Origin of the sequence: Shewanella algae, from assembly GCF_009183365.2 — a bacterium.
In the GTDB taxonomy this organism is placed as follows: Bacteria; Pseudomonadota; Gammaproteobacteria; order Enterobacterales; family Shewanellaceae; genus Shewanella; species Shewanella algae.
Genome location: NZ_CP068230.1, coordinates 4,687,256 through 4,712,821 on the forward strand (window position 1 = coordinate 4,687,256; position 25,566 = coordinate 4,712,821).

A 25,566-nucleotide genomic window follows, 5' to 3' on the forward strand; every position below is an offset into this window, starting at 1 on the left:
AGCGGTTCAGCCTTTATTCTTGATGGTCCAGTAGGCGGCGTTGACACCATCTTCACGAAATTCGATATCCACCGGGTACTCACGCTCACAACCCTCGACTATCCAGCGTTCATGCCAGTAGCGCTCACCGACTTTGCCTTTGGGCATCGCCAGCACAAAGGCAAAAAACTGCTCCGGCACCTCGCAGCCGCGACGAGCCACTTCGGCAGCCACTCCCGGCATGGCATCCCTGAGCAGGGTTTCATTGGCTAAAGTGCCTTGCTGAACTATCTCCTCAGAGAAGTATTCCCCTTCGGCCGCGGCTACCGGCAGTGACACCAGCAAGCCACACAAGATCCCAATCCATTTCATCTGTTTTCCTCCCTGATAGTTTCTGTATCAATATTAGCCCGTCATCCCGCCACAGGCTCAACCAGCCTAGTCGAAGATTGCCATGCTTTAGGTTACCGGAGTGTGAACAAAGCTATAGTTTGATACAAAACAATACCTTAACCTGGATATTGTGCGAACTTTAAGCTAAACCCTAAATCAGCTAACGAGAACTATCGGTCAGTGCCGAAAACCTTAAAACTGCTTCTATTTATATGGTGGTACTTGGGAGCACCCATTTTCTAGATAAATGACAGGTGAATGAAATGGATTTTATTGAACGAATTCAAGCTCTATCAAAGCGCATCCCCCAAATATCCGCCAGCCTTCAAACCGAAGAAGCAACTAAAAACGCACTAATAATGCCTTTCCTAAGCTCTGTATTGGGGTACGACGTATTCAACCCAGATGAAGTACTCCCTGAGTACACTGCCGATACTCCAACGAAAAAAGGAGAAAAAGTCGACTATGCGCTAATGAAAGACGGAGAGGTATTGATGTTGATTGAGTGCAAGAAATATAACGAAAAGCTATCAATAAAACATGCTAGCCAATTATTCCGCTATTTTTCAGTCACCAAGGCAAGAATTGCCATATTGACCAACGGTGTTCAGTACCTCTTTTTTACTGATCTGGACGCTCCCAACAAGATGGATGAAAAGCCTTTTTTGGTATTGGATCTGGAGAATATTGATGAACACATAGTGCCGGAAGTTAAAAAGTTGACAAAATCGACATTTGACATGGAATCTATCGTCAATGCCGCAGGAGAACTTAAATATCTAAGTGACATAAAGAGAATTATCAGTGATCAGTTCAAAAATCCTGAAGAAGAGTTTGTACGCTTTTTTGCCAGCAGGGTTTATGACGGCATGCTAACTCCAAAGGTAAAACAACAGTTTACTGAGATCACGGCCAAAGCTCTCAAACAGTTTATGAAGGACGGTATTAATGAAAGACTTAAGTCTGCAATGGGAGATAGAGCGACCGATGACGTTGAGGAAGTCTCAGGCTCAGATGGCGAAATCGAAAATAAGCCAAGGATAATTACGACCGAAGAAGAGGTTGAAGGCTACAATGTCATCAAGGCGATTCTTAGACAAAAAGTCGATGTTAGTAGAATCACCGGACGAGATACGCAAAGCTATTTCGGAGTTCTACTGGACAACAATAATCGCAAGCCTATTTGCAGACTGCACTTTAATACCAAACAGAAATATCTCGGATTAATGGATCATGAGAAGAATGAAACCCGTCATCCGTTAGACTCAGTAGACGATATATTCCTGCATAGTGAAGCCTTACTGCAAACAATCACCTTCTACGAGTAAAGCAAAAGATAGAACGGCGAGCCACTTCATTAAGTGAGTTCGCCGTTATTCTTATTATCCCCGACTTGCCAGACGTCAGAGGCTTGGCTAGACTGCCGCGCTAGCGACGATTCAGTTGGCAATATCTCTATTCTATAAACCGGGCGATGTAATGAAAGCAAAGCAGTATCAGGGCTTTACCCTAATTGAACTTGTAGTGGTGATTATTATCCTCGGGATCCTGGCAGTGGTGGCCGCACCCAAGTTCCTCAATCTGCGCGACGACGCCACAGAGCAGGTGTTCAGGGGCCAGTATGCCGCCTTTGAATCTGCGGTAAAACTCTATCACAGTGGCTATCTGGCCAAGGGGTATCAGGGCGCCATCGACAATCTGGCCAGCTTTGGTGATGGCAGTGTTGATTCCAGTGTCAACGGCTGGCCCTATGCCACTGCAGGCAAAGACACCCATATTTTCAACGCCTGCGAACAGTTGTGGCATGGTCTCACTGATACCGACCTCAGCATAGCCTATGTAGAAGATGCCAATCTGCCTACAACCACTGTCGACGTGGCCTATACCTATAAGCAAACGCCCAATACCTGCATCTACCGCTCAGTGTATTTTATCCAGCAAAATGAACCGACAATGATCATGGAGTATCAGCCGGATACGGGTGAGGTCTCGGTTCGCAAAACCTTCTGGAGTCAGCCTTAGAGCCTGGCAGCTTCTCCCGGACTCTGGTCGAAGTAACGCTTGAACTCCCGGCTGAATTGGGCCGGGCTCTCATAGCCCACTTCCAGTGCCGCTTCCTTCACCTTGAGGCGCTGTCTTTGCAGTAACTCTTTGGCCTTATTGAGGCGGATCTTCTTCAAGTACTGAATGGGCGATGAGGCCGTGACCTCCTTGAAACAGCGATGAAATGCCGAGGGGCTCATGTTGACCAACTCGGCCAGCTGCTCTACCTCCACACTTTCACGATAGTTCTGATGCAGATATTTGAGCGCCTTCTCTACTCGGGATAAACGGGTATGACTGAGTGCCAGCGCATATAAAGGCGCCGCATTGTCGGAAGCCAATACCCGAAACAGCAACTCCTGCACCATGGCCTGACCCAAGACCTCGGCTTCCAACGGCGACTGCAGAGCCAGCAGCAAACGCTCGACACAGCAGAGCATGTCTTCGCTGTTGGCGGCAACAAAGAAGCCGCTCTGACGGGCATCATCGAGATCCTTGGGCACCTTGTGGTGTTGATCCATCATGCGGATCAACTGGTTCAGTTGCTGCAGATCTATATCCACCATGAGTACCAATACCGGTTCTTCCTCGGAAGCAAAGGTTTCACACTCCACCGGCATAGGCACTGTCATCACCAAGGTGTTCTGCGGATCATAGTCATAGATCTTATCTTCGAGATAGACACGTTTACGCCCCTGGCCGACTATCATGATCCCTTGGGAATAACACATGGGGCCACGGCTGCCATAGGCCGAACTGCGAAACAGATGCACCCCTGGCAGGCTGGTGCTGTTCACCCCTTCATCCACCGCCAGGACCGCCATTAAGGCTGCAATATCACTCATAACACTCTCCAATCATCAGGGTTTGGATACTAGCACCATTACAGAAAAAAGCATCAAAATAGCCATATTCAAGCCCCAATTAACCAAACTAGGCAGGAATAGGCATAAATGCTCCAGCAATGTGTATTTCAATCCAAGCAGAGGGGACTAAGATGGCAACCATAGTTTTTCGGCTGTAGAAGAGAGAAATATCATGCTCAATTTCGACTATCGCAACCCTACCCACATAGTATTTGGTAAAGACAGACTGGCAGAACTGGATCAACTGGTACCGGCCAATGCCAGAGTGCTGGTGACTTACGGCGGTGGCAGTGTCAAACGCTTCGGCACTCTGGACAAGGTCATAACCGCGCTGGGCGACCGTGTTGTATTTGAATTCGGTGGCATTGAAGCCAACCCTAAATATGACACCCTGGCCAGGGCTGCCGAGCTGGCGCGGCGCGAATCCATCGACTTTCTGTTGGCCGTCGGTGGCGGTTCAGTGATGGACGGCACCAAGTTTATTGCCCTGGCGGCAAAATTCGATGGCGACAGCAGCAGCTTGCTGCATCACGGTTTCAACCCGGTTCCTGTGACAGAGGTACTGCCCGTCGGTACGGTAGCGACACTGCCGGCTACAGGCTCAGAAATGAATGCTTTTGCCGTGGTCAGCCATCAGGGTGGCAAGTTCCCCGTGACTCATCCGCAGAGCTTCCCGGTATTCTCCGTGCTGGATCCCAGCCTGACCTTCAGTTTGCCGAAGATCCAGGTCGCCAACGGCGTAGTCGACTCTTTCGTGCACGTGGTCGAGCAATACGTCACCTTCCCCGTGGATGCCAGAGTTCAGGACAGAATGGCCGAAGGCATACTGAAGACTCTGATTGAAGTGGGCCCTGTCACTGTGGCCGAGCCGGAGAACTATGATGCCCGCGCCAACCTGGTGTGGAGTGCCACCTCGGCGCTCAACGGCATGATAGGCAGCGGCGTACCCGCAGACTGGACCACTCATATGATAGGCCACGAACTGACTGCCATGTTCGGCATAGATCATGCGCAAACGCTGGCCGTAGTCTTACCCTCTGTATGGCGGGTGCGCAAGGAACAGAAACGCGCCAAACTGCTGCAATATGCCGAGCGGGTTTGGGATATCACTTCGGGTGATGAAGACAGCCGTATAGAGCAAGCCATTGCAGCCACTCAGGCCTTCTTTGAACAGGTTGGCCTCAAGACTCGTCTGCGCGACTATGATGTACCGCAAGAGCGTATCGCCGATGTCGTTGCCGCACTGGAAGCTCACGGCATGACCGCCTTATCTGAAACCGGCGATCTCGGTCTGGACAGCAGCCGTGAAATCCTTGAGCTGGCCTGGTAAGTTCAGCAAGCCAAACGATTCTCACGCCTGAGATAAAATACAGTTTAAACAGGGCCTTTAGGCCCTGTTTCTTTAGCCTTCCTTGACCGCTCTCAAGCTGTAGACCAAGGGAATGGCTTTGCCTTGATGATATAACCTGAAACGCCCCGGCGTATCCTCCTGCAAGCCCTCGAAACAGTCATAAGGACTGAAGTCATACTCGCGAAAAGCCCGCAACTGCAAACCATTGGCCAACAAGGCGCTGATGACATCAGCCAGGGAGTGTGACCAACAAACCGTGGTATGCTGTGCTTCCTGAGCATTCTCGGTATAGCTGCCCTCCAACTCTACATCGGCCTTACCTGTGTGGAAGTAGTCATAACCGTCAAACAATGCCTGCAATGGATGGAACTCGGCCAGGTAGAGTTCACCGCCCGGCTTAAGGCAAGCACTCACAGTTTCTGCCCAGCGATGTAGATCCGGCAACCAAACCAGCGCGCCATAAGAGGCATACACGAGATCGAATTGGCGCTGCAGCAAAGCCGGCGCCTGATAGAGGTCGCCACAAACAAACTCGGCGTCGATAGCGGCTTGCTCCGCCAGTTGGCGGGCACTGGTAATGGCCTCGTCAGACAAATCCAGGCCTGCGACACTGGCGGCCCCTTCTCTGGCCCAGGAGAGAGTATCTAGACCAAAGTGACACTGGAGATGCAGCAAGGACTTGCCCTTGACCGATAGTTCGGCCAGCTCTATTTCCCGCAACGAACTGCGACCACTGAGAAACCCCTTAACGTCATAAAATTCTGACTGCAGATGTAACTTGGTACGCTCATTCCAGGCCTGCTGATTCAGCCTTTGGTACTCTGCTTCTGCCTTGCTTGTCATCAAAAGCTCCCTGTCTATTCAATCGTCAACATGGCGGATGCTACAACTTAACCCTTTGATAGATCAAATTAGCTTCATACACGCAATTCGCTATTGCTTAGGCTTAAACACCGCCTTTAATCTGGGATGCGCCCGCCCGCGAATAATACAAGCCACAGGATGCGGAAGACCTAAATCGGCAAAGGCCCACAAACAGTCCTGATTGTCAAAGTCACGCCCGACTATTGCCCCGCCTGGGGCAATTTTGGGATACCAGAGCCGTAATATCTGAGTCACGAACTCTGTGTTGGAACAACGATAGTCATATAGGTCGTAAAAGACGAAGTCCTGACTGGCATTGGAAAAATGTCCTGCCAGCTGTAAGGCATCCCCCTTGAGTAAGGTTAAACCCGAGTAACGGCGACAAATCCTTCTCGCCTTTCTCTCGTTCTCGGCATTGTTTGCATAGGCAGAGTTTCCGGGCTGATTCTGCCAAAGATCTATTCCTGTCAGTTGTAAACCGGGGTTAACCGATAGCATAGCCGCCGTGGAACGACCACTCTTGACTCCCAGCTCAACACCTCTCTGCCACCCTTGCTGGTTGAGCCAATGTCCTAAAGATCGACGCCAGAATTTTCTTTGTATCGTGGTGCCCAAGCAATAGTTGCGCATCTTCCGCCTCCAAATGAACCATAGGAAAGAAGCGAACTCTAATTGGACAAGTGTCTACGAATTGTCAGAGGGATTAAGGAAAGTGAGGGTGTTGTTAATTGAAGATAATCCGGATACTGCCGCCTTGATCGCCGAACAACTGCCGCAGTTGGACTGGGACTTCGCCAGAAACGGTAACCAAGGGCTGCAATTGGCGCTTTCGCATCACTATCAATTAATTCTGCTGGACCTGAATCTGCCAGGGCTAGATGGCATCAGCCTTTGCCAACAGCTGAGAAACCAAGGGATCGACTGTCCGGTAATCATGCTGACAGCCAGAGATACCCGTGAAGATATTCATACCGGGCTGATAACAGGTGCCGACGACTATCTGGTTAAACCCTTTGATACCCAGGAACTATGGCTGAGAATGCAAGCCGTTGTGCGCCGCACCTCAGGAGAAGGTTTCGCCTCAAGGCTGAGCTATAAGGAAATCTCCCTGGATCTCAAGCGCCGTGAAGTGTGGCGGGAAGGGGCGCAAATCAGTCTCAGCCCAGCCAGCTTTACCCTGTTAACCTGCCTAATGCGTCGCCCCAATCAAGTCATCAGCAAAGAAGAGCTGGAGTCGGCTCTCTGGCAGGACGGACTCCCGGATGAGGACATCTTGCGAAAGCACATCTATCTGCTGCGACAAAAACTGGACAAACCCTTTGCTACACCAAGGATCCAGACCATAGCCAAGATAGGGTACAAGTTGCAGTGACAACTTTTTCCATCGCCCACAAGATCAATCGCAGCTTTCTCAGAGGAGCCGCGCTCCTGATGTTGTTTTACTTTCTGGTAGTGGAGACAGGGGCCAGAGTGCTGGAAAATCGCTTGCACAGTCGCTATTTAACATTGATCGCCCCCAATGTGTTGGCACTCTATGACTCAGGTAACCTGGGAACCTTATCGGGCCAGTTTGGTGAGTTATTGACCCTGTACGAGCAACTTCCAGGCGAACTGGCACAAGAGTTCGGTTCACCTATCCCAGGTTTACACAACCTGCACCTCTCCGATGGCCGCGAATACAACTTGTTGGTATTGAACCATAAAGGCAAAAAACTGTACCTGTTGCAAAGGGTCGACCTGCTTGAACTCGAGGGCTGGGATGCCTTCATGGTAGATGCGATTTTGGTGTTTACCGCCCTTGGATTGTTTGCCCTGGCGAGTATCTATATCAGTCATCAAGCCTCAGCGATTGCAGCGCCGTTCAGCCGGCTCACCAAGAAACTGAAAAACGAGCCGGAAAACCTCGATCCTGTAAGTATTGAGGACGATACCAGTGAATTTATTGAACTGCAGCACGCACTGAACAAAAGCCATAACGAGCTCAGCCAAGCCCTTGCCCGGGAACGCGCGTTTACTCATTACATCAGCCACGAATTTCGTTCACCTCTGACTGTGCTCAAACTTTCACTCCACAATCTCGCCCCAGAACGAGCCCAAACCCGGGAAAGGATCCGTCGCGCAGTCACCCAAATGGAGTCGCTGGCAGAAGTGTTATTGCTGCTGGCCCGGCGCAAAAAAACTGCTGAAGCCGAGTGGATGAAGTTGGATCAAGCCTTTATTGAAGCTCTGTTGCAACCTTTGACCCCACTACGTCAGGCGACAGACTGCGAGTTGGTAATGACAATAACGCCATTCAGGCTGCAGGCGCATCCGCAACTGGTGACTTCGCTGATCAGCAATTTGCTGCAAAACGCCTTTCAACACAGTGTTCAGGGCCAAGTCAGCCTGAAAGCCAATGCGCAATCTATCAGTGTTGGCAACTATGTTGCCGAGCCCCAAAGCCCTCATGATGGATACGGGGTGGGATTGGTGTTGGTAAGGGACATCTGCCGCCGTTACCATTGGGGGTTCCAAATATCTTCTTCACCACTGGGCTACTGTGCAACCGTCACTTTTCCCGCTGGAACGACTCTAGACAACTGAACCGGCTGCGACAATTCAACGACACTTGGCTCTCTATTCTCCCGGTATTGACCATAGACCGGAGACCTGTATGCACTCACCCAGTGCGACACCAGCAAGCCTTATACTTCCAGGGCTGCTGTTTTTGGGACATCTGCTGTTGTTGAAAGCCGAGATGAATCAGGCATTATTTATTCAAATTAACCAATTGGGACAAGCTTTTTCCGAAGAAGCGCTGGCACTTCTAACCGACTGGGGTAACGGCACCACGGCCGGTTCTCTCTGGCTCTTACTGCTGATGCGCCGCCCTCAATGGCTGACGGCGACTCTGCTTGCCTCGGTAACTTGTGCCTTGGTGATAAGCTTGCTGAAACACTATTTCAATGTAGGCCGACCGGCCATGTCAGTGGATGAGGCATATATAGTTGGAGAAGTACGTTTAAGGCATAGTTTGCCATCCGGACACACGGCGACTGTATTCCTTTTAGCCGGTTTGGCCTGGCAACTCTTCACTGACAGGTTTTGGGCCTGCTGCCTACTGGGACTGGCTATCTTGGTGGGTTTGTCCCGAATTGCTGTTGGCGCACACTGGCCGCAGGATGTCGCGCTGGGGGCATTGCTGGGCTGGCTGATAGCCATTATGGCCTGTCGGCTACAGCACAAACTTATACTGCCGCCTTCCTGGCAGTTACCCCTGCTGACACTACTGACTATCAGCGTGTTGACTGCGGCTGTTAAGCATCCTTGTGATTTCCCGGAGCAATATTGGTTGCACTGGCAACGCGCCTTGCTGCTAGGAGGTGCGCTGTTGGCCAACACCTGGCTGTTGATCACCCACTCTCGCTTCGGGCAAAACCACTCTGGGCCCTGCTCGAGTGTCCGGCGGACACCCGAATAGCCAAATCGGTCACTTTTTAAGGAAAGAGGACACTACTTCGGACACTTGTTGGAAGGTAGTTGCAAAAATAACAAACATAAACAATGCGTTATTTTTTGGCATGTTTTCTGCTTTAGCTGATAAGAGAAACAGTCGTCGACTGGCGTTGTGGAACTCGCCGGCCGCTGCTCTTTGTCACTATCTTCCTGATGGGCCATAGGCCCCTCCTTGGGGACCCTCTTCCCGACCGCAGGAAGCGCCCGCTGTAATGGCCCGGCCATTGGCGCTCCTGCTCCTTTTTCTTTTTTAAGGTCACTCACCCCGGCATAGCTACGGACTTCGCAATCAAACTCAGTTTGGCTCGCTTGCTCAACTTTTTTACCGCCATTTCCCGCCGCAAGGCATCACCGTGGCTGCCAATCTCTTCACGATAAACGAGTTGCAAAGGCCCGCGACCACGCAGATATTTGGCGGCTTTGGGGCCGCCACTCTGATGTTCCTGCAGGCGCCGGGTCACATCCTTGGTGATCCCTGTGTACAGTTCGCCCCCGGCGCAGCGCAGGATATACAACTGCCAGTTATCACCACTCATTCCAGTCCCAACAGGCCGAGGAAGAAGGCATATTCCAGCGCGGTATCTTCAAATTGCCGGAAACGTCCGCTCTTGCCGCCATGGCCGGCCTCCATATCCGTCTGTAATAACAGCAGATTGTCGTCCGTCTTGTACTCCCTGAGTTTGGCCACCCACTTGGCCGGCTCAAAATACTGCACCTGAGAGTCGTGCAGCCCTGTGGTCACCAACAGATGCGGGTAGGCCTGATGGCGAATGTTGTCATAGGGCGAGTAACTCAGCATATAGTCAAAGTAGGGCTTGTCATTGGGGTTGCCCCACTCATCATATTCATTGGTCGTCAGCGGAATCGACTCATCGAGCATGGTGGTTACTATATCCACAAAGGGCACATGGGCGGCCACCGCCAGGTAAAGACCCGGAGCCTGATTGACCACGGCGCCCATCAATAAACCACCGGCACTACCACCGGCGGCAACCACTTTGCCGGGTGCGGCATAACCCAGATCCAAAAGTGCCCGGGTAGTGTCTTCAAAGTCATTGAAACTGTTTCGTTTATTAAACAGCCTGCCATCATCATACCAAGGCCTGCCGAGCATCTCTCCGCCCCGGACATGGGCAATGGCATAGACCACGCCGCGATCCAGCAGGCTTAGAATAGAGGCGTCGAAGTCCGGCTCTATGATATGGCCGTAGGCACCATAACCGTACTGATACAGCGGGTTGCTGCCGTCTTTACGGAACTTGTCCTTGCGATACACCAGAGTCACGGGCACCTGGGCACCATCACGGGCCGGGATCAGCAAGCGCTCGGCCTGATAGTTGCCGGGCTCGAAGTCCCCCAATACCTTTTCCTGCTTGAGGAGTTTGCGCTCGCCCGGCTTATCCAGTTGATAGCTGTAAATACTCTCGGGGGTAGTCGGGCTCGAGTAATATAACCTCAGTTCGCGACTGTGCTGGCTGGGATTGATATCCAGACCAACTACATAGGCCGGGTCATCAAAGGCCAATTCATAGCCCCGGCTGAGATCGGTATGGGGATAGACCTTGATATGGCTCAGTCCCTGGCTGCGGCTCTGTACTATCAGATAATCGTCCAGCAATAACAGGTCTTCGAGGCGCACCTCGGGATCATGGGCCAGCACCTGTTGCCACTTGCGCTTGTCGCCGGCATCGGCAGCCGTGGTTTTCATCAGCCTGAAATTGGTCGCCTGCCAGTTGCTGAGGATGAAGAATTCATCTCCACGCTTGGCGATGCTGTATTCGTGGCCCTCTTCCCGCGGCAGAAACGCCCGGAATTCGCCGAGCGGGGCGTTGGCATCAAGCAGGGAAACTTCACTGGTCGTGGTGCTCTCGTGGTGCAATACAATCAGGGATTCATCCAGACTCTTGCCGAGGGAGATATAGAAGGTATCGTCCTGCTCTTCATAAACCAGCACATCCTCGCTCTGGGGACTTCCCAGCTTGTGCCGAAAAACCTGGTATCCCAGCAGGGTCTGTGGGTCTTTGGCGATATAGAACACATAACGGTTGTCATTGCTCCAGACCACCCGGCCATCGACGCCCGTCAGCTTGTCGGCAAGCAGTTCTCCGGTGGCAAGATCTTTAAAATAGACGCTGTAAATACGGCGGCTGAGGGTATCCTCGGCAAAGGCCAGTATCTGCTCATCCGGGCTGACAGACACTCCGCCAAGGGCGTAAAACTCCTGCCCCTCGGCGCGCCGGTTAACATCTAGCAGCAACTGCTCTTCACCATTGAGCTCACGGCTTCTGGCGATCACCGGATACTCCAGCCCAGCCTCGAAACGGCGATAATACCAATGGTTATGCCAGCGATATGGCACGCTGCTCTCATCCTGCTCCAGCCTGGAGGTCAGCTCTTTAAACAGTTTCTGTTTCAGTGGTTCCCAAGGCTTAAGACGCGCGGCGGTATAGGCGTTTTCCCGCTCCAGATAGTCGATAACGTCCGGGGCCTTGCGCTCATCGTCACGCAGCCAATAATAGTCGTCTGTCCTGGTCACACCGTGAAGACTCATGGTGTGGGGACGTTTTTCGGCAACCGGTGCCACCAGCTTATTTTCTGAATTCATTCCACTGCATCCGCACAGCCACAAGGCTGTGCCTAAAACCAACATCAGGGATCCTGCTCGACTCATCACTCTTCCTTAGCGTTAATATCAGCGGCCTACTCCCTCGACTACAGGCCGCCTGCATATAGTGACGCCGACCGGCGCCAACGGCAAGCCCTGCCATCTAAGCCCTACTCTCAAAGGCTCCCCCTTCACCCGCAGAAAATGTGACCCTGTCGCTTGTCATTTGTATGTAACAGGCGCATGCTGTTGCCGCCTGCCACATACAAGTGACAGGTCAATTCTCAGGGCGGGGTGAAATTCCCCACCGGCGGTAAATCGTGTCAGCGACATGAAAGCCCGCGAGCGCCCGCCAGATTCTGGCGGGGTCAGCAGATCTGGTGTCATCACGACCTAGCGTGACTATTCCAGAGCCGACGGTGTTGCCATTTAGATGGCTCAGTCCGGATGAAAGAGAATCAGATTGCCGCGAGGCGATCCGCTTAGTGATACGTCTCTGCCAGCGGCAGAGAGGCCCGCTATTCCTTTCTTTGCCCTGATTCTGGAAAACCCAAGCCGTAATTTAAGGATTTTTACCATGAATCAGTCATTATTAGCGCCTTTTGGCACCCCGATTGAAAGAGTCGAAACCGCCCTGGAAGCATTGCGTCAAGGCCGCGGTGTTTTGGTGGTCGACGATGAAGACAGAGAAAACGAAGGCGATCTTATCTTCGCCGCCGAGAGCCTGACCAACGCCCAGATGGCGATGCTGATCCGCGAATGCAGCGGCATTGTCTGTCTCTGCCTTACCGACGAGAAAATCAAGGCGCTGCAGTTGCCGCCCATGGTGGAAAACAACTCCAGCCAGTTCGGCACCGCCTTTACCGTGAGCATTGAGGCCAAAGTCGGAGTCACTACAGGCGTTTCCGCTGCCGACCGGGTGACGACTATCAAGACCGCCATTGCAGACAACGCCAAACCGGAAGACCTGGCCCGCCCAGGACACGTCTATCCACTGCGGGCTCAGCCCGGTGGTGTGATGACCCGCCGCGGTCACACCGAGGGCACTGTGGACTTGATGCAACTGGCTGGCCTAAAACCCGCCGGAGTGCTGTGCGAAGTAACCAATCCGGATGGCACCATGGCCAGACTGCCACAAATCATTGCCTTTGGTGACAAACACGACCTGCCGGTTCTTTCCATCGAGGATATTGTCAGCTATCGCGAATCTCTGCTGGCCAACGCTGGCTAATAAACAAGCGTTCTTTAACTATTTGATCAAAAGCGGCTTTATAGCCGCTTTTGTTTTAAACAAACAGGTAAACTTTGTTGCGACAAGGCTCACATTAACCCTCCACTTTTTAAGGTTTATTTTCGTGACCTAGATTAGAAATCCTTGAACAACGGGTCGCCCCCTGATAGGCAATATGTTACTTATCAAGCCTTATGGCCTGTATTCGAGTAGATTGCAGGCAGGTCTTTGTCAGTAGAATTTCAAGGAGAGCCATAGGTGTTAAGCCAACTGAGCCTAAAGCGCAAATTACTCTTGTTTGCCTTAGTGCCTGTTTTGGTTCTTAGTCTACTGGGTTGCGTGCGCCTGTTTGAACTGCTGCACAACTACCGTTTGGCCAGCCAAAGTTATCATGCTGTCGAGGTGGGTCGGCGCCTGGCCGATCTCATCTATGAGCTACAGCAGGAAAGAGGCCTCAGCGCCGCCTATATCGCCTGTAATGGTGAATGCTTTGCCGACAGTCTGCAGGTGCAGCAGCAGCGGGTATCAACACAGATAACAGCCCTGCAAAACTCTCCCCATCTGTTACAGCTTTCCAGACAACTCTCTCCTGCGGCCCAACATCTATTGCAGACCAAACTGGAGGCTCTGCGGCTCGGCAAGCAGGCGCTGGAAAACAACCGGCGCGAACTCTTGAGCCGTGATGAGAGCGCCTCGCTGAATTTCTATTCCGATTTCAACTACGAACTCTTGCTGGGCATTGCCAATCTGCAATCCCTGTCGAGCAATGTGCAGCAGGCCAGAGCCTATGCCGACCTGGCCGCACTGTTGCGGATTCAGGAGTTGGCGGTGCGTGAGCGCGGCCTGATCAACGGCATGTTGCTGAAGCGTCAGTTCGACACCGACAGTTATGAGCGGCTGTTGGCATTGATAACAGAGCAGGATCAGAGCATAGATCTATTCCGCGCCAGCGCCATTGTGGAACACAAACAACGCCTGGAGGCTATGCTGCAGGACAGCAAGAGTCAGGCATTGAACAATGTCAGGGAGCAGCTGCGTCAGCAAGATGCCATCACGCGTCAGGCGCATAAGTTTGCCTCTTTGCTGGGGTATGGTGGCCTGCTGCATGAGTTCAAAAATTTCCTGCTGCGTGGCGATGGCCAATACCAACAAGGCTTTAACGCCAAGCTGGAATCACTGGAGCAGATCCTCGAAAAATTGAAATCGAGCAAGGCTCTGAGTGCCAATCAGCAACAGGCGATTGCCCAGATAAGGGACAAGCTCAACGAATATCGCCACAAGATGCAGCTGATAGCGGCCATGCAAAGCCGGGGCGCCAAGGTGGAAGAGATAGACCCCCTGGTGCAGATTTCCGACGATGAGATGCTCGATGCCCTGAAGGCCCTGAGCCAACCCAAGCCCCCGGTGACTCCCGAAGTCTGGTGGCAGTTGGCCAGCGAAAGGATCCGCCAGATGGATGCCATAGCCGACAGTGTTTCCGATGATATTCTCAATCTTTCCAACGCCCAACGCGGTCAGTCACTGCGCCTTATCGCCCTCTATCTGCTGTCGGCTGCCATCACTATCGGCCTGCTGTTGTTTCTTGGCCGGGCCCTGAGTCACAATCTGCTCAGACGGATCTATGCCATCGCCAACAACATGCGCTTGATGACCAGGGATCCCAATCTGGATCTGGATATCAAGGTCGAGGGCAAGGATGAATTGGCCGACATGGCCAAGGCACTGGGACAAATGCTCAGCGAAAGGCAAAAATCCTATCAACAACTGAAACAGGCCGCCGCAGTATTCGACTATTCCGGCGAGGGGATTGTCATCACAGATGCCGATAACCGTATTGAGCTGGTCAACCCGGCATTTAGCCGCATTACCGGTTACAGCCTGGAAGAGGTCAAGGGCAAGAATCCTTCAATACTCAACTCCTATCGCCACGACAAGACCTTCTTCAGCCAGATGTGGGACAGCCTGCTGACCAATAACAAATGGGAAGGCGAGATCTGGAACAGGCGTAAAGACGGCGAGATCTATCCTGAGTTTTTGGCTATCACCCTGGTGCGTGACGATAACAACAACATACTCAAACACATAGGTTTGTTTGTCGATATCAGCCACCGTAAAAAATACGAGCAGGACATCTGGTATCAGGCCCATTTCGATATTTTGACCAAGTTGCCCAATCGCAAGATGTTCAGCGAGAGGCTGCACCACGAGCTGTTGCAGGCCCATATTCATGGTCACAAACTGGCGATTCTGCTGATCGATCTCGACAGGTTCAAATATATCAATGATGTGCTGGGCCACAAACGCGGCGATCTCTTGTTGCAACAGGTGGCGAGAAGGCTGGAGTCACTACCGGATGAACAAAAGTTTGTTGCCCGCATAGGGGGTGATGAATTTGCCGTGATCCTGCCGCACTACAAGAACGATGCCGCCCTGACAGCCGTGGCCGACAGGGTTAAAGCCCTATTCGGCAGCAGCTTCGATATCGATGGCCAGGACACCCTGATCTCAGTCAGCTTTGGTATAGGTGTCTATCCCGAAGACGGCGATGACATAGATGCCCTGACCCGCAACACGGAAACCGCCATGTACAGCGCCAAGGACAATGGCCGTGACAACTACCAGTATTTCACCCCCAGCATGAACGCCAGCATGCTGGAGCGTTTGCAACTGGAGCAACGTCTCAGAAGCGCCGTGCTACATCAGGAATTTTGTCTGCATTATCAACCCATAGTCTCTATGGAAACCGGCCAAATCACCTCAGTCGAGGCGCTGCTGCGCTGGAATGACCCCGAATACGGCTGGGTTTCACCGGAGAAATTCATTCCCATTGCGGAGAATAATGGCCTGATAGAGCCGATAGGCGAATGGGTTCTGGAACAAGCACTGAAAGACCTCAGCCAATGGCATGCCGAAGGAATAAAACTGGATATGGCGATCAACGTCTCCAGCCGCCAGTGCATCAATGTCAGTGGGGTAAGCTTCGACACCTTGCTGGCCGAAGCCATCAAGCGTCACGGCATAGCGCCCGAGAGACTGCATATAGAGATCACCGAGTCCATGCTGCTGGACGACAGCCCCCATTGTCTGGAGGTGCTCAACAGCATTCGCCAACTCGGCGTGGCAATCCACATGGATGACTTCGGAACCGGCTTCTCCTCCTTGAGCTATCTGCGCAAGTTCCCTATCTCTGTGATTAAAATCGACAAGAGCTTTGTCGATAACGCCTTGGTGAATGAGGCAGATGCCAGCCTGGTGCGAGCGATAGTCATGATGGGCAAGAGCCTGGACTTGCAACTGGTGGCCGAGGGCATAGAGACCCGCGCGCAATGGATCTTGCTCAAGTCCATGGGCTGTGATTTTGGTCAGGGCTATCTACTTTCAAGACCTCTGCCTGCCAAGAGCCTGACCCCGATCCTCATCCAGGGAGAGTCCTTTATCCGTCAACTTCTGGCATAAAAAAAGCAGCCTTAAGGCTGCTCTCTTTTATAACCAGGTGGCCTTAAGCCATCTGTGCATTCATCACAGTCTCGCCACCTTCGCTCGCCAGTTGCATCAGATCCTTGTCCACCAGGAACAGCGCCTTGCCATCCTCGCCCACCAGGCGGATCTTGTCGACAATCGACTTGAACAGCTTCTCTTCTTCGTGCTGCTCGGCCACATACCACTGCAGGAAGTTGAAAGTGGAATAGTCTTGAGTCGTGAAGGCTGTATGAGCCAAGGCATTGATCTTGCTGGTGATCAGCTGCTCGTGCTCGTAAGTGTACTCGAACAGGGACAGCAGGGATTCAAAATTGGCCTTGGGAGCTTCAATGGCGCCCAGCAGAGGCATGCCGCCGGTTTCACTGACATAGGTGAACAGACGACGCATATGCTGCATCTCTTCATCGGCGTGATCCCGCAGGAACTTGGCCGCACCTTCAAAGCCTTTGTCTTCACACCAGGCGCTCATCTGCAGATACAGGTTAGAGGAGAAAAACTCCATATTGATCTGCTCGTTCAACTTATCAATCATGGCTTGTGCCAACATATCCTTGCCTCTCGTTTCTGGTATCTGTTTCATGGGCGCTATTGTTATCAAGGGGCACAACAAATGCAAGAATCTTTACCTAACGCAATGATTTATAATGAAAACACTTTTCATTTAACTTGAATTATCATTTGTTATTTGCCGCAATCTGCTGACTGTAAAAGGAAAAGCCTGCGCCCAGGGCACGAAAACTGGCATGCAGATCATAGTCATCCACTTTCAGCGTGGCATAATAGCCAACCAGGTTCAGTAATAGCTCAAATAAGGTTGCTCTATGTCCAAGCCGCAAGACGTCTGTGCCCATCCAGGGCTGATGCACCCGGATCTCGCTCTGCCCCTGCTACTCGAGCAGGTCACCCCGTTGGAAGATACCGAAACCGTGCAACTGTCGGATTCTCTGGGACGGGTACTGGCAGAAGACTTGGCCAGCAGCATAGACCTGCCGCCGTTCGATAACTCGGCGATGGACGGCTACGCCTATCGTTATGCCGACTTACCCGAGAAGGCCAGCCTGAAATTACTGGGCAGTTCCTTTGCCGGCCATCCCTTTGAAGGCCAGTATCAGCCAGGCGGCTGTGTCCGCATCATGACGGGCGCTCCTGTGCCTGCGGGTTTCGACACAGTGCAAATGCAGGAGAAAACCGAGGCCTATGGCGAGCTGATCACCATAGAACCTTGCAAGCAGGCCGGAGACAACGTGCGTGGCCGCGGCGAAGAGCTGCTGGCCGGCACCAAGGTCCTCAGGGCCGGCACTCTGATAGGTGCCGCCGAAATGGGGGTGATGGCCACCATAGGTATCAGCAGCCTTAGAGTGATCCGCAAGGTTAAAATCGCTTTCTTCTCCACCGGTGATGAATTGCGCCCTGTGGGTTCAGAGTTGGCTCCCGGCCAGATCTACGACTCCAACCGCTACTCGATTCAGGGCCTGCTCAGCCGCGCCGGTGTTGAGTGGCAGGATCTCGGCGTTATTGCAGATGATCCTGAGGCTATCCGTCAGGCATTTCGCAACGCCTCGGCCAGCGCCGATATGGTGATCACCTCCGGGGGTGTCTCGGTCGGTGAGGCCGACTTCACCAAGCAGATCCTCGATGAGGAAGGCAAAATAAGCTTCTGGAAACTGGCGATCAAGCCGGGCAAACCCTTTGCCCTCGGCCATATAGGCAAGGCGGTGTTCTGTGGTCTGCCGGGCAACCCGGTTTCATCCATGGTGACCTTCTACAAGCTGGTGTGGCCTTTGCTGCATAAACTGCAGGGGCTGCCACAACCAACCCCACTACTACTGGATGCCAAATTGACTGCCCCCATACGTAAACAGCCCGGACGGGTGGAATACCAGCGCGGTATTCTGAGCCGCAACCAGGACGGGGAACTGGAAGTGGCGGTAACCGGCTCACAGGGTTCGGGCATGCTGACCTCCATGAGCCTGGCCAACTGTTTTATTATTCTGGAGCAGATGCAGGGCGACACCCCGGCGGGCACCAGAGTCACGGTAGAACCCTTTAACAGCGTGCTGTGCTGAGGCCGATATGAGCGACGAGATACTCACAGATGCCGAGATGCTGCGCTACAGCCGGCAGATCTCCATCAAGGCGATGGACATTGAAGGCCAGGAGAAGCTCAAACAAGCTAAGGTGCTGATGATAGGTGCCGGTGGCCTAGGCTGCGCTGCCGGTCAGTATCTGACGGTTGCCGGGGTCGGCAAGTTGACCCTGGTGGACTTCGACACTGTCGAACTGTCCAACCTGCAGCGCCAGGTACTGCACCAGGATGGCAATATAGGCCAGCCCAAAGTGGAATCGGCCAAAGAGAGCCTGAGTGCGCTCAATCCCCATCTGCAGATAGAAACCATCAATGGTGTGTTGGATGATCCCGAATTGGATCAACTGGTTGCCGAGCACCATCTGGTGCTGGACTGCACCGACAATGTTGCGGTGCGCGAACAGCTCAATCGCAGCTGTTTTCGGCATAAGGTGCCCTTGGTGTCCGCTGCGGCCATCCGTATGGAAGGGGTGATCTCCGTCTTCGGTTATCAGCAACAGATGCCTTGCTATCACTGTTTCAGCAGTCTGTTCGGCGAGCAGCAACTCAGCTGTGTCGAGTCGGGTATTCTGGCGCCGGTCGTCGGTATGATGGGCTGCCTGCAAGCGGTGGAAGCCATCAAGGTGATAAGTGGTATCGGTGAGCCGCTCTATGGTCGTTTGCTGATGGTCGATGCCATGACCATGGAGTTTCGCGAGATGAAGCTGCCGCAGATCCCCAACTGCCCCGTCTGCGGTTGAAGCTGCAATAACAAGAGGCTGCCTGGGCAGCCTCTTTGATTTTCAGCATTTTTTTACTTGGCGTTAAGCCAGTCAGACTCAGGCAATACCCTGTCGACAATCCGGATCTCGGCAATATCACCGCGGAACAGATCGGCCACCTCACCGTCCCAACTGGAGGCGCCCACCATCCATTCGCCGCCGGGAATACTCACCAGCCCATGCTGCTCGGCTTCGGCGGTACGCATTACCCTGGAGTTGTCCACATACATAGTGGCGTATTGGCCGTCGTTGACTATGGCCACGTGATACCAATAATCCCTGTCCACTTCCCATGACCAGTTGCTGGGCCCCACGCCATTGTTGGAGGTGGAGATCCACTGGAACTCCTTGAGACTGGAGGCGGTCAACGCCAGCGAAGGATCGCCGCCGCCACAATCCAGCTTATGGTGTTCACACACCTGGCTCTGGCTGGGTTTATGGGCAAAGACGGCGCCCCAGGCATTTTCCGATGCCTGCCACTCTGGTGCCAGACGCACTATCATCTCTATGGTGTACTGCGGCAGAACACCCGCCTGGCCATCGGCAGAAACCAGTGTCGGTGTCTGGCTGGAGAGGTAATAGCCGCCCAGGGTGTTGCCGCCCTTGAAACGAGCCGCCCCAGTGGCGTGGCCGAAGCCAGGAGCTTCACCGAGCAGTTCAAACAATTGCTCCTGAGTGCCACTGCTGCCCGCCTTGGTCTTGAGGCTCAAGGTATTGCCGCGCCCGGAAAGATCCATAAACTGCACCTTGGTCGGATCTGTACTGGTTAACTTATGCTCGGCATCGAATATCCAGTAGGCGAGTGTTCCTTCAAGCTTACCCGGGCCTTCGGTTTCCACTTCCTGATTCAGCTTGGCAAAACGCTTTTCAAAGTCCAGGGGCTGTTCAAACTCCCAGCGTTGCAACACATCCTGCGGCTGCCTCTCTGCCTCCGGGATGGCCGCAACCCAAGGTGAGAATGAACGAAACTGCAACCGCTTATTGGCTTCATCGAAACTCACCAGTTGCAGCATACCGTTGCCACCCCAGAATCCCGATTGATAGTCCACCAAGATCATGACCACATCGCGGCCATAGCGGTTCTTGGCCACCATCTTGGCCTCGCCATGGTGATGGCCGTTAAAGGTGAGGAAGATCTGGTCGTTGTCTTTGATCAACTTGTCCCACAGCATGGCGCCATTGTCGGTAAATATGGCGTTGTTGCCATCATCGGCCACATTCAACAGCTGATGGGTGGTGAGTATGGTCGGTGTTTCCGGGTGGGCATCCAATACCGACTGTGCCCAGGCTATGCTGGCCGCCGAGGTACGCCAGTCGAGCGCCAGCAACAGATACTCGCGCTCACCGCCCTTGAAGAGGTGATAACTGTTGAAGCCGGTGGCATCTGTCCCCTGGAAACTGGCAAAGTTGTTTTGCTGCAAAGACGCCGGGAAATGCTTGAGGAAAGGCTCTGCCGCCAAGGTCCTGTCGCTGTCGAAGTTGCTGTTGATATCGACCCCGGACTGACGATAAGCCAGCACATCATGGTTGCCCGCCAATATGCTGTATGGGGTGGCTGGATTGGCTTCCAGAATGCTCATGGCCGCACGGGCATTGAGCCATTCCTGCTCAGAGTCAGGCAGGTCGACCACATCCCCCAGATGCGCCGTGAAGACGATATTTTGTTGCTTGTAGTTATCGGCAATCCACTGAGTTTGAGCGTTGTAGCGCTCGGGATTATAGCGGGAGTACTTTTGGGTATCGGGCATGACCACCAGAGTGTAACTCTCGGCTGCGGCTTGAGTGCCACTGTCGTTATCTGAGTTACACCCCGTCAGGCCAAGCACGGCACCCAGAACCAGTGCTCCAATTGAGTGTCGCATGATATCTCTCCAGTTCAGGCTAGTAAGAAAGTCTGGATTTAAACAAGGACAGATGAAGCAAAATAAACACTTTTATTTCAAAATCATTAAGTTACAAACCATTATCAAAACACACAGGCGGACAACATAAGTCTCTATCACAACAAGCGCTTGATGGTTGGAAGATGTCGCACAGGGTTTTGGGCGATAGCGCCTTGTTGAGCTTGGTGTTTTTCTATATCGTGTGGCGCTTTAATCTCGCCTGAAATCTGCAAAAAGGAAATTTCCCGCTATGGACAACAGCCTGCGACGCAACTACGGCACCGATAAGGGCCAGATCAGTGCCGGCAAATACAACCTGGTCATCGGCCTGACCCTGATCTGGGGTTTTGTGGTCAACTATCTGATGGTGCTGAATATCGACCCCGAAATCATCGCCACTATTCCAATCTGGTTGTTCTTTATCGGCTACTTTGGCTGCTGTATGGCGGGTATCTATCTGTTCCAATCATCGGACAAGCCTGCAGTCAGCTTTCTCGGTTACAACCTGGTTGTTGTTCCCTTCGGCCTGATAATTAACCTGGTCGTCAGCGGCTATGACCCGACGCTGGTGTTGGAGGCGCTGCGGATAACGACTATCGTGACTCTGGCGATGATGATATTGGGTACCCTGTTTCCCGCCTTCTTTGCCCGCATAGCCGGCGCCCTGACCATAGCCCTGCTATTGGTGATCATTGTCGAACTGGTGGAGCTGTTTATCTTCAAGACCCATCACGGCATTCTCGACTGGATAGTGGTATTGATCTTCTGTGGCTACATTGGCTATGACTGGGGCCAGGCCAACGCCAAGGAAAAAACGGTCGACAACGCCATCGACAGCGCCGCTGCGCTTTATATGGATATCATCAACCTATTCCTGCGGATCCTGAGCATTCTGGGAAGAAGGAATTAACCCATGCGTTTACTCTTGCTGTTGCTGCTCCCCATGGCTTTTTCCTCTCTGAGCGCTGCCGAGTGCAGCACTCAGGCTCTGGCCAAGGCCAGGAGTGATTTCCAGCGAGGTTATGCCAAAGGCGAGTATCAACAGGCAACGGCGGCACTCGCCGCCTTTCATCAAGAATGTGGCTATGAGTTGTTCCCCAAAATCAAAGGCGCGACCGAGCCAGCCATCGAAGATGTTCGCCGCTACTACTGGCTGATAAGCGATCTCTTGCTGGGTCTGTCCCGCAGTGGTCAACTCAACGAGTGCATAGCTCTGGCCGAATATGAAGAGCTCAATTGGGGCAGCCACTTTTATCGCCTCGGGGGTGAATCCGTGTTGGCGGCCCTGCAATACAACGCCGCCAACTGCAAGAGCAACAGAGAACAAAAGCTCGGCAGTTTCAGTCAACAAACTTGTCCAATCGCAGGTGCTGCGGATGCGCTGGCTATTCCCTCAAGCTGGCAGATGGGCCAGGCCTGTTTGCGGCTGTTTCCGGGGCAATCGGAAACCGAGTTTGACGCCGGCGATCAGATACCGCCCTATGTCGAACTGATAACCGCCACTGAACGCCACAAACTGGCCTTTGCCGACGGCAAGCTTGGCAGTGGCGATTTTTGTGGCTTCTCTACTCTGGCTCTGGGCCGCGATAAGCAATTACGCATTTCGGGAAGTGGCGGATTCTGCTGGCAAGGCAGTGCTGTTTTTATGCTCGACTCAGTTTACCGCTTGCAGCAAGATAAACTGACCATCACAGACGAACTCTTCGTGCCGGTGCACTGAACCATGACAATCAAAGGAAGGATGCCAATGATAGATCACCTCAGTAGCTATGCCACAGATTACCCCAAGACACGCGACTTCTATCTCGAAACACTAAGCGCCTTGGGTTACCCCTTGGTGATGGAACTGGTAGCCGAGTGGAACAGCGAGTTTCCCAGCCAGCGTATGTGCGCCTTCGGACCGGACAACAAACCCGTGTTTTGGATCATTGAAACCAAGACGCCCCATACGCCGCGGCATATTGCCTTCACTGCCGCCGACCGCGATGCCGTCAGCCGGTTTTATCAGCTGGCACTTGAACATGGTGGTCAGTGCAATGGTCAGCCTGGGCTGAGGCCTCATTACCACGCACACTACTTCGGTGCCTTTGTGTTGGATCCCGATGGCAACAATGTCGAAGCCGTATGCCATCAACCCCAGTAGGTATTTGAAATGAAGAAATTACTTTTATGCCTCTCCCTGTGTTTGTTGGCTCTGCCTGCGATAGTTTTCGTCTCAAGGACGGAAAACTGCTGTATTGCGGCATGAGCCGCATAAAGCTACTTGAACTTGCTCGCTCCCCCATGGATAAATACACCCAGACACTTGGTGTCGACAGCGGCAAAGCCACCGCCGGTAAGACAGTAGAAGTATGGAGTTACCGATTGCAAGGCAGCATAGGGGCTAACAGTCACTCTGAGTAATGGTCAGGTGCAGAATATCGTATCCGAGCAACAGGATCGCCTCTGAGCTCAGGACAAGTTTTCACAGGAGGTTCCCGCCATGACGGGATTGGAAACAGGAATACAACGACTGGTGGATGAGTTTATTGCAACCGGTCGTCCCAACGCGCGTCTGCAGCCACTGAATGAACGACGTCAGGGCTATGAAGCCAGTGCGGTGCTGGCGGGCCCCGCCGCCGAGGTTTGCACCCAGGAGCTGGAGCTGGAAGGCATTCGCCTGCGACGTTACCTGCCTGATACCCCGGGGCCTTGGCCCACGCTTATCTACTTCCATGGCGGCTGTTTTGTGGCCGGAAGCTTTGTGACTCACGAGCAGCAGCTCAGCTATCTGGCCTGTCATGGCAAAGCCCAGGTTATCGCCGTCGACTACCGCTTGGCACCGGAACACTGCTATCCGGCAGCACACGACGATGCGCTCAAGGCCACCCAAGCTATACTGGCCCAGGCGGCGCAGCTACAGCTGGATCCGGATAGCGTCACTCTGGGCGGCGACAGTGCCGGCGGCCATCTGGCGCTGGTCACCTGCCTGCGCCTGAAACAACTGGGCTGGCAACCGAAACGGCAGTTGCTTATCTACCCCATGCTGGATGCCACCGCTGCCATGGCGAGCTACCGCAGCAACGGCGACGACTTTATTATCACCCGCGATGCCTTGCTCAGCGGTTTTGAAGCCTATCAGCAAGGTTCTGGTGTCGACGCCAACCATCCTGAAATCAGCCCCCTCTATCGGGAGGATTTTCAAGGCTTGTGTCAGACTCACATTATTACCGCCGAATTTGATCCGCTGCGAGATGAGGGAGAAGCCCTGTATCACAAGCTGGTAGCCGCCGGTGTCGATGCCCGAGCCTGCCGCTTTCAGGGCGTGATCCATGGTTTCTTCCAATTGGCCGATATCAGCTCGGCCGCGCGCGAGTGTCTGGCCCAACTGGCGGCCATTCTGCGTCGAGACAGTGAAGAAGCGGCATGACAAGCAGCTCGGATGTGACTCAGTGGCAAGCGCTGGCTGACGGCTACCCCCAGGTAAAATCCATCAGCCGTCCTTTCGATGGCGGTGCGCTTTCCTGCCTGATAAGCCGGCACCAGGTGCCGGCTCTGCTTGACCTGCTACGCCGCTATTTACAACAACATGGCATGGAGATAGAACAGCTGGGAGAAGGCCTGCCTGACTATCTAGTGCTGGCGCAGCAGTTGCAGTGTCAGGGCGATAACTTCGAGACCGAGTTTCAGGCACCGATAAAGCTCTATCTGCAACTGACCACCGACTTTGGTGGTTACCTTCTGTGTCTGCAATCTGATCACAGCGAGCTTCTGGCACAAGTCCAGCAGCTCGCGCCGACTCCACCCATGCCTTGGGAGAGCTTTCCCGAACTGGATCCCGATACCCTGGGTGGCCTCCAGGGCTCTCTGGCCTTTTGGCAAGACTACCTCTGGGGACCATATTGGCAGTGGCTTAGGCGCAGCGGCATTCCCAAACTGGGTGATGGCGAACTGGCACGGCGCTGGGAGGAATACAGTCACTGGCACAACGGCGAGCCGGAACTGGCTGCGGAGCAAATTTAATGAAGCTGGAGCTGGCAAATACCGCAGACATAACACTCACTGAACCTGAGTGGGCCTTACTCTTGCTGGCCGACCCCAGCCGCGAAGCCGTGCAGGCTTACCTGAGAGACTGTCTGCTGCTCAGAGCCCTGGATACAGAAGACCGTCTGCTTGGGCTGGCACTGCTGCAACTGACACCGGCGTCCACAAAGATTCAGGCTGAGGTAAAAAACCTCGCCGTTCATCCGGATCACCAAGGCCAGGGAATAGGTAAATGGCTATTGCAACAGTGTCAGACGCTGAGCCGGGAAAAGGGACTGGATAGCCTTTGGATAGCCACGGGCAACTCCAGCCTGGCTCAGCTTGGCCTCTATCAGAAGTGCGGTTTTCGTATCAAAGGTATTGTTCCGGACTTCTTTGCCGCTTACCCTGAGCCGATAGTGGAAAACGATATTCTCTGTCTGGATCTGCTGCTGTTGGCTTGTCCACTGGCAGAGATCTAACCCAAGAAAAAACATCCAGTGGAATTATTCCAGGGACAAGCATTT

Annotated in this window: 25 protein-coding genes and 1 riboswitch; of the genes, 17 read left to right on the forward strand and 8 right to left on the reverse strand. The window is 53.2% G+C overall.

Going from position 1 to position 25,566, the window contains the following annotated elements; translation table 11 throughout:
* Window positions 1-6: 6 nt before the first annotated feature.
* Window positions 7-351 carry a hypothetical protein gene (locus E1N14_RS20875; protein ID WP_025009220.1) on the reverse strand — a complete coding sequence of 115 codons (345 nt, stop codon included), beginning with the start codon at window positions 349-351 and terminating at the stop codon, window positions 7-9.
* A gap of 284 nt (window positions 352-635) precedes the next feature.
* Between E1N14_RS20875 and E1N14_RS20880 the strand changes: the two genes are divergently transcribed.
* Together E1N14_RS20880 and E1N14_RS22185 are read left to right on the forward strand one after the other, a co-directional pair.
* Window positions 636-1,700, forward strand: a complete 1,065-nt coding sequence (locus tag E1N14_RS20880; RefSeq protein ID WP_025009219.1) for a type I restriction endonuclease — start codon at window positions 636-638, stop codon at window positions 1,698-1,700.
* Window positions 1,701-1,851: 151 nt separating this feature from the next.
* Window positions 1,852-2,394 carry a type II secretion system protein gene (locus E1N14_RS22185; protein WP_025009218.1) on the forward strand — a complete coding sequence of 181 codons (543 nt, stop codon included), beginning with the start codon at window positions 1,852-1,854 and terminating at the stop codon, window positions 2,392-2,394.
* Here E1N14_RS22185 and E1N14_RS20890 read toward each other — a convergent pair.
* Window positions 2,391-3,260, reverse strand: coding sequence for an AraC family transcriptional regulator (locus E1N14_RS20890; RefSeq protein ID WP_025009217.1), 870 nt, complete (start codon window positions 3,258-3,260; stop codon window positions 2,391-2,393). The two genes, E1N14_RS22185 and E1N14_RS20890, sit on opposite strands and share 4 nt — an antisense overlap.
* 193 nt (window positions 3,261-3,453) lie before the next feature.
* Between E1N14_RS20890 and E1N14_RS20895 the strand changes: the two genes are divergently transcribed.
* Window positions 3,454-4,611, forward strand: a complete 1,158-nt coding sequence (locus tag E1N14_RS20895; protein WP_025009216.1) for an iron-containing alcohol dehydrogenase — start codon at window positions 3,454-3,456, stop codon at window positions 4,609-4,611.
* Between the two features lie 72 nt (window positions 4,612-4,683).
* On the opposite strand, the gene E1N14_RS20900 is transcribed toward E1N14_RS20895, so the two are convergent.
* Complete coding sequence (locus E1N14_RS20900) at window positions 4,684-5,475, reverse strand: class I SAM-dependent methyltransferase (protein WP_025009215.1); 792 nt, start codon at window positions 5,473-5,475, stop codon at window positions 4,684-4,686.
* A 90-nt stretch (window positions 5,476-5,565) separates the two neighbouring features.
* On the reverse strand, window positions 5,566-6,126 hold the full coding sequence (locus tag E1N14_RS20905; RefSeq protein WP_062793345.1) for a class I SAM-dependent methyltransferase: 561 nt from the start codon (window positions 6,124-6,126) through the stop codon (window positions 5,566-5,568).
* A gap of 88 nt (window positions 6,127-6,214) precedes the next feature.
* Here E1N14_RS20905 and E1N14_RS20910 point away from each other — a divergent pair, with 88 nt between their 5' ends.
* From E1N14_RS20910 to E1N14_RS20920, 3 genes are all read left to right on the forward strand, one after another.
* Window positions 6,215-6,868: a response regulator transcription factor gene (locus E1N14_RS20910; protein WP_162173412.1), complete on the forward strand. Its 654-nt coding sequence runs from the start codon at window positions 6,215-6,217 to the stop codon at window positions 6,866-6,868.
* Complete coding sequence (locus E1N14_RS20915) at window positions 6,865-8,079, forward strand: sensor histidine kinase (RefSeq protein WP_062793344.1); 1,215 nt, start codon at window positions 6,865-6,867, stop codon at window positions 8,077-8,079. The genes E1N14_RS20910 and E1N14_RS20915 overlap by 4 nt, the downstream gene beginning before the upstream one ends.
* Before the next feature lie 70 nt (window positions 8,080-8,149).
* The gene (locus E1N14_RS20920; protein ID WP_051472817.1) at window positions 8,150-8,956 is read left to right on the forward strand and encodes a phosphatase PAP2 family protein; all 807 of its coding nucleotides are present in this window, start codon (window positions 8,150-8,152) and stop codon (window positions 8,954-8,956) included.
* 295 nt (window positions 8,957-9,251) lie between these two features.
* Here E1N14_RS20920 and E1N14_RS20925 read toward each other — a convergent pair whose 3' ends face one another.
* Together E1N14_RS20925 and E1N14_RS20930 are read right to left on the reverse strand one after the other, a co-directional pair.
* Window positions 9,252-9,527 carry a GIY-YIG nuclease family protein gene (locus tag E1N14_RS20925; RefSeq protein ID WP_025009207.1) on the reverse strand — a complete coding sequence of 92 codons (276 nt, stop codon included), beginning with the start codon at window positions 9,525-9,527 and terminating at the stop codon, window positions 9,252-9,254.
* A complete protein-coding gene (locus tag E1N14_RS20930) occupies window positions 9,524-11,662 on the reverse strand; it encodes a S9 family peptidase (protein WP_062793343.1) in 2,139 nt (712 codons plus the stop codon). The genes E1N14_RS20925 and E1N14_RS20930 overlap by 4 nt, the downstream gene beginning before the upstream one ends.
* Window positions 11,663-11,872: 210 nt before the next feature.
* Window positions 11,873-12,059: riboswitch (FMN riboswitch) on the forward strand.
* Between the two features lie 114 nt (window positions 12,060-12,173).
* On the opposite strand from E1N14_RS20930, the gene ribB reads away from it, so the two are divergent.
* On the forward strand, window positions 12,174-12,827 hold the full coding sequence (gene ribB, locus E1N14_RS20935) for a 3,4-dihydroxy-2-butanone-4-phosphate synthase (protein ID WP_025009206.1): 654 nt from the start codon (window positions 12,174-12,176) through the stop codon (window positions 12,825-12,827).
* Between the two features lie 258 nt (window positions 12,828-13,085).
* Entirely contained in the window at window positions 13,086-16,283 is a 3,198-nt protein-coding gene (locus tag E1N14_RS20940; protein WP_037436267.1) for an EAL domain-containing protein, read from the forward strand.
* A gap of 43 nt (window positions 16,284-16,326) precedes the next feature.
* Here the strand turns inward: E1N14_RS20940 and ftnA are convergent, their stop codons facing one another.
* Window positions 16,327-16,854 carry a non-heme ferritin gene (ftnA, locus tag E1N14_RS20945; RefSeq protein ID WP_028780740.1) on the reverse strand — a complete coding sequence of 176 codons (528 nt, stop codon included), beginning with the start codon at window positions 16,852-16,854 and terminating at the stop codon, window positions 16,327-16,329.
* 274 nt (window positions 16,855-17,128) lie between these two features.
* On the opposite strand from ftnA, the gene moeA reads away from it, so the two are divergent.
* Entirely contained in the window at window positions 17,129-18,373 is a 1,245-nt protein-coding gene (moeA, locus tag E1N14_RS20950; RefSeq protein ID WP_062793342.1) for a molybdopterin molybdotransferase MoeA, read from the forward strand.
* A 7-nt stretch (window positions 18,374-18,380) separates the two neighbouring features.
* Window positions 18,381-19,133 (forward strand): molybdopterin-synthase adenylyltransferase MoeB, encoded by a 753-nt coding sequence (moeB, locus tag E1N14_RS20955; protein WP_062793341.1) that lies wholly within the window; start codon window positions 18,381-18,383, stop codon window positions 19,131-19,133.
* 53 nt (window positions 19,134-19,186) lie between these two features.
* On the opposite strand, the gene E1N14_RS20960 is transcribed toward moeB, so the two are convergent.
* On the reverse strand, window positions 19,187-21,016 hold the full coding sequence (locus E1N14_RS20960; RefSeq protein ID WP_062793340.1) for a LamG-like jellyroll fold domain-containing protein: 1,830 nt from the start codon (window positions 21,014-21,016) through the stop codon (window positions 19,187-19,189).
* 271 nt (window positions 21,017-21,287) lie between these two features.
* Here E1N14_RS20960 and E1N14_RS20965 point away from each other — a divergent pair, with 271 nt between their 5' ends.
* The 7 genes from E1N14_RS20965 to E1N14_RS20995 all read left to right on the forward strand — a co-directional run bounded on the left by E1N14_RS20965 (window position 21,288) and on the right by E1N14_RS20995 (window position 25,521).
* The gene (locus E1N14_RS20965) at window positions 21,288-21,947 is read left to right on the forward strand and encodes a Bax inhibitor-1 family protein (protein WP_025009202.1); all 660 of its coding nucleotides are present in this window, start codon (window positions 21,288-21,290) and stop codon (window positions 21,945-21,947) included.
* Between the two features lie 3 nt (window positions 21,948-21,950).
* Window positions 21,951-22,757, forward strand: coding sequence for a hypothetical protein (locus tag E1N14_RS20970; protein ID WP_025009201.1), 807 nt, complete (start codon window positions 21,951-21,953; stop codon window positions 22,755-22,757).
* Window positions 22,758-22,784: 27 nt separating this feature from the next.
* Window positions 22,785-23,180 carry a VOC family protein gene (locus tag E1N14_RS20975; protein WP_025009200.1) on the forward strand — a complete coding sequence of 132 codons (396 nt, stop codon included), beginning with the start codon at window positions 22,785-22,787 and terminating at the stop codon, window positions 23,178-23,180.
* A gap of 26 nt (window positions 23,181-23,206) precedes the next feature.
* Window positions 23,207-23,440: a hypothetical protein gene (locus tag E1N14_RS20980; protein ID WP_025009199.1), complete on the forward strand. Its 234-nt coding sequence runs from the start codon at window positions 23,207-23,209 to the stop codon at window positions 23,438-23,440.
* A 79-nt stretch (window positions 23,441-23,519) separates the two neighbouring features.
* Entirely contained in the window at window positions 23,520-24,446 is a 927-nt protein-coding gene (locus E1N14_RS20985) for an alpha/beta hydrolase (RefSeq protein ID WP_062793339.1), read from the forward strand.
* Window positions 24,443-25,039 carry a hypothetical protein gene (locus E1N14_RS20990; RefSeq protein ID WP_062793338.1) on the forward strand — a complete coding sequence of 199 codons (597 nt, stop codon included), beginning with the start codon at window positions 24,443-24,445 and terminating at the stop codon, window positions 25,037-25,039. The genes E1N14_RS20985 and E1N14_RS20990 overlap by 4 nt, the downstream gene beginning before the upstream one ends.
* Window positions 25,039-25,521: a GNAT family N-acetyltransferase gene (locus E1N14_RS20995; RefSeq protein ID WP_025009197.1), complete on the forward strand. Its 483-nt coding sequence runs from the start codon at window positions 25,039-25,041 to the stop codon at window positions 25,519-25,521. Before E1N14_RS20990 ends, E1N14_RS20995 begins: the two co-directional genes overlap by 1 nt.
* Window positions 25,522-25,566: the final 45 nt, after the last annotated feature.

What these genes read in the sequence shown, in the direction of transcription:
- E1N14_RS20875 (WP_025009220.1), bottom strand. Translation starts at nt 351, where the DNA reads ATGAAATGGATTGGGATCTTGTGTGGCTTGCTGGTGTCACTGCCGGTA.
- E1N14_RS20880 (WP_025009219.1), top strand. Translation starts at nt 636, where the DNA reads ATGGATTTTATTGAACGAATTCAAGCTCTATCAAAGCGCATCCCCCAA.
- E1N14_RS22185 (WP_025009218.1), top strand. Translation starts at nt 1,852, where the DNA reads ATGAAAGCAAAGCAGTATCAGGGCTTTACCCTAATTGAACTTGTAGTG.
- E1N14_RS20890 (WP_025009217.1), bottom strand. Translation starts at nt 3,260, where the DNA reads ATGAGTGATATTGCAGCCTTAATGGCGGTCCTGGCGGTGGATGAAGGG.
- E1N14_RS20895 (WP_025009216.1), top strand. Translation starts at nt 3,454, where the DNA reads ATGCTCAATTTCGACTATCGCAACCCTACCCACATAGTATTTGGTAAA.
- E1N14_RS20900 (WP_025009215.1), bottom strand. Translation starts at nt 5,475, where the DNA reads ATGACAAGCAAGGCAGAAGCAGAGTACCAAAGGCTGAATCAGCAGGCC.
- E1N14_RS20905 (WP_062793345.1), bottom strand. Translation starts at nt 6,126, where the DNA reads ATGCGCAACTATTGCTTGGGCACCACGATACAAAGAAAATTCTGGCGT.
- E1N14_RS20920 (WP_051472817.1), top strand. Translation starts at nt 8,150, where the DNA reads ATGCACTCACCCAGTGCGACACCAGCAAGCCTTATACTTCCAGGGCTG.
- E1N14_RS20925 (WP_025009207.1), bottom strand. Translation starts at nt 9,527, where the DNA reads ATGAGTGGTGATAACTGGCAGTTGTATATCCTGCGCTGCGCCGGGGGC.
- E1N14_RS20930 (WP_062793343.1), bottom strand. Translation starts at nt 11,662, where the DNA reads ATGAGTCGAGCAGGATCCCTGATGTTGGTTTTAGGCACAGCCTTGTGG.
- ribB (WP_025009206.1), top strand. Translation starts at nt 12,174, where the DNA reads ATGAATCAGTCATTATTAGCGCCTTTTGGCACCCCGATTGAAAGAGTC.
- ftnA (WP_028780740.1), bottom strand. Translation starts at nt 16,854, where the DNA reads ATGTTGGCACAAGCCATGATTGATAAGTTGAACGAGCAGATCAATATG.
- moeA (WP_062793342.1), top strand. Translation starts at nt 17,129, where the DNA reads ATGTCCAAGCCGCAAGACGTCTGTGCCCATCCAGGGCTGATGCACCCG.
- moeB (WP_062793341.1), top strand. Translation starts at nt 18,381, where the DNA reads ATGAGCGACGAGATACTCACAGATGCCGAGATGCTGCGCTACAGCCGG.
- E1N14_RS20960 (WP_062793340.1), bottom strand. Translation starts at nt 21,016, where the DNA reads ATGCGACACTCAATTGGAGCACTGGTTCTGGGTGCCGTGCTTGGCCTG.
- E1N14_RS20965 (WP_025009202.1), top strand. Translation starts at nt 21,288, where the DNA reads ATGGACAACAGCCTGCGACGCAACTACGGCACCGATAAGGGCCAGATC.
- E1N14_RS20970 (WP_025009201.1), top strand. Translation starts at nt 21,951, where the DNA reads ATGCGTTTACTCTTGCTGTTGCTGCTCCCCATGGCTTTTTCCTCTCTG.
- E1N14_RS20975 (WP_025009200.1), top strand. Translation starts at nt 22,785, where the DNA reads ATGATAGATCACCTCAGTAGCTATGCCACAGATTACCCCAAGACACGC.
- E1N14_RS20980 (WP_025009199.1), top strand. Translation starts at nt 23,207, where the DNA reads ATGCCTCTCCCTGTGTTTGTTGGCTCTGCCTGCGATAGTTTTCGTCTC.
- E1N14_RS20985 (WP_062793339.1), top strand. Translation starts at nt 23,520, where the DNA reads ATGACGGGATTGGAAACAGGAATACAACGACTGGTGGATGAGTTTATT.
- E1N14_RS20990 (WP_062793338.1), top strand. Translation starts at nt 24,443, where the DNA reads ATGACAAGCAGCTCGGATGTGACTCAGTGGCAAGCGCTGGCTGACGGC.
- E1N14_RS20995 (WP_025009197.1), top strand. Translation starts at nt 25,039, where the DNA reads ATGAAGCTGGAGCTGGCAAATACCGCAGACATAACACTCACTGAACCT.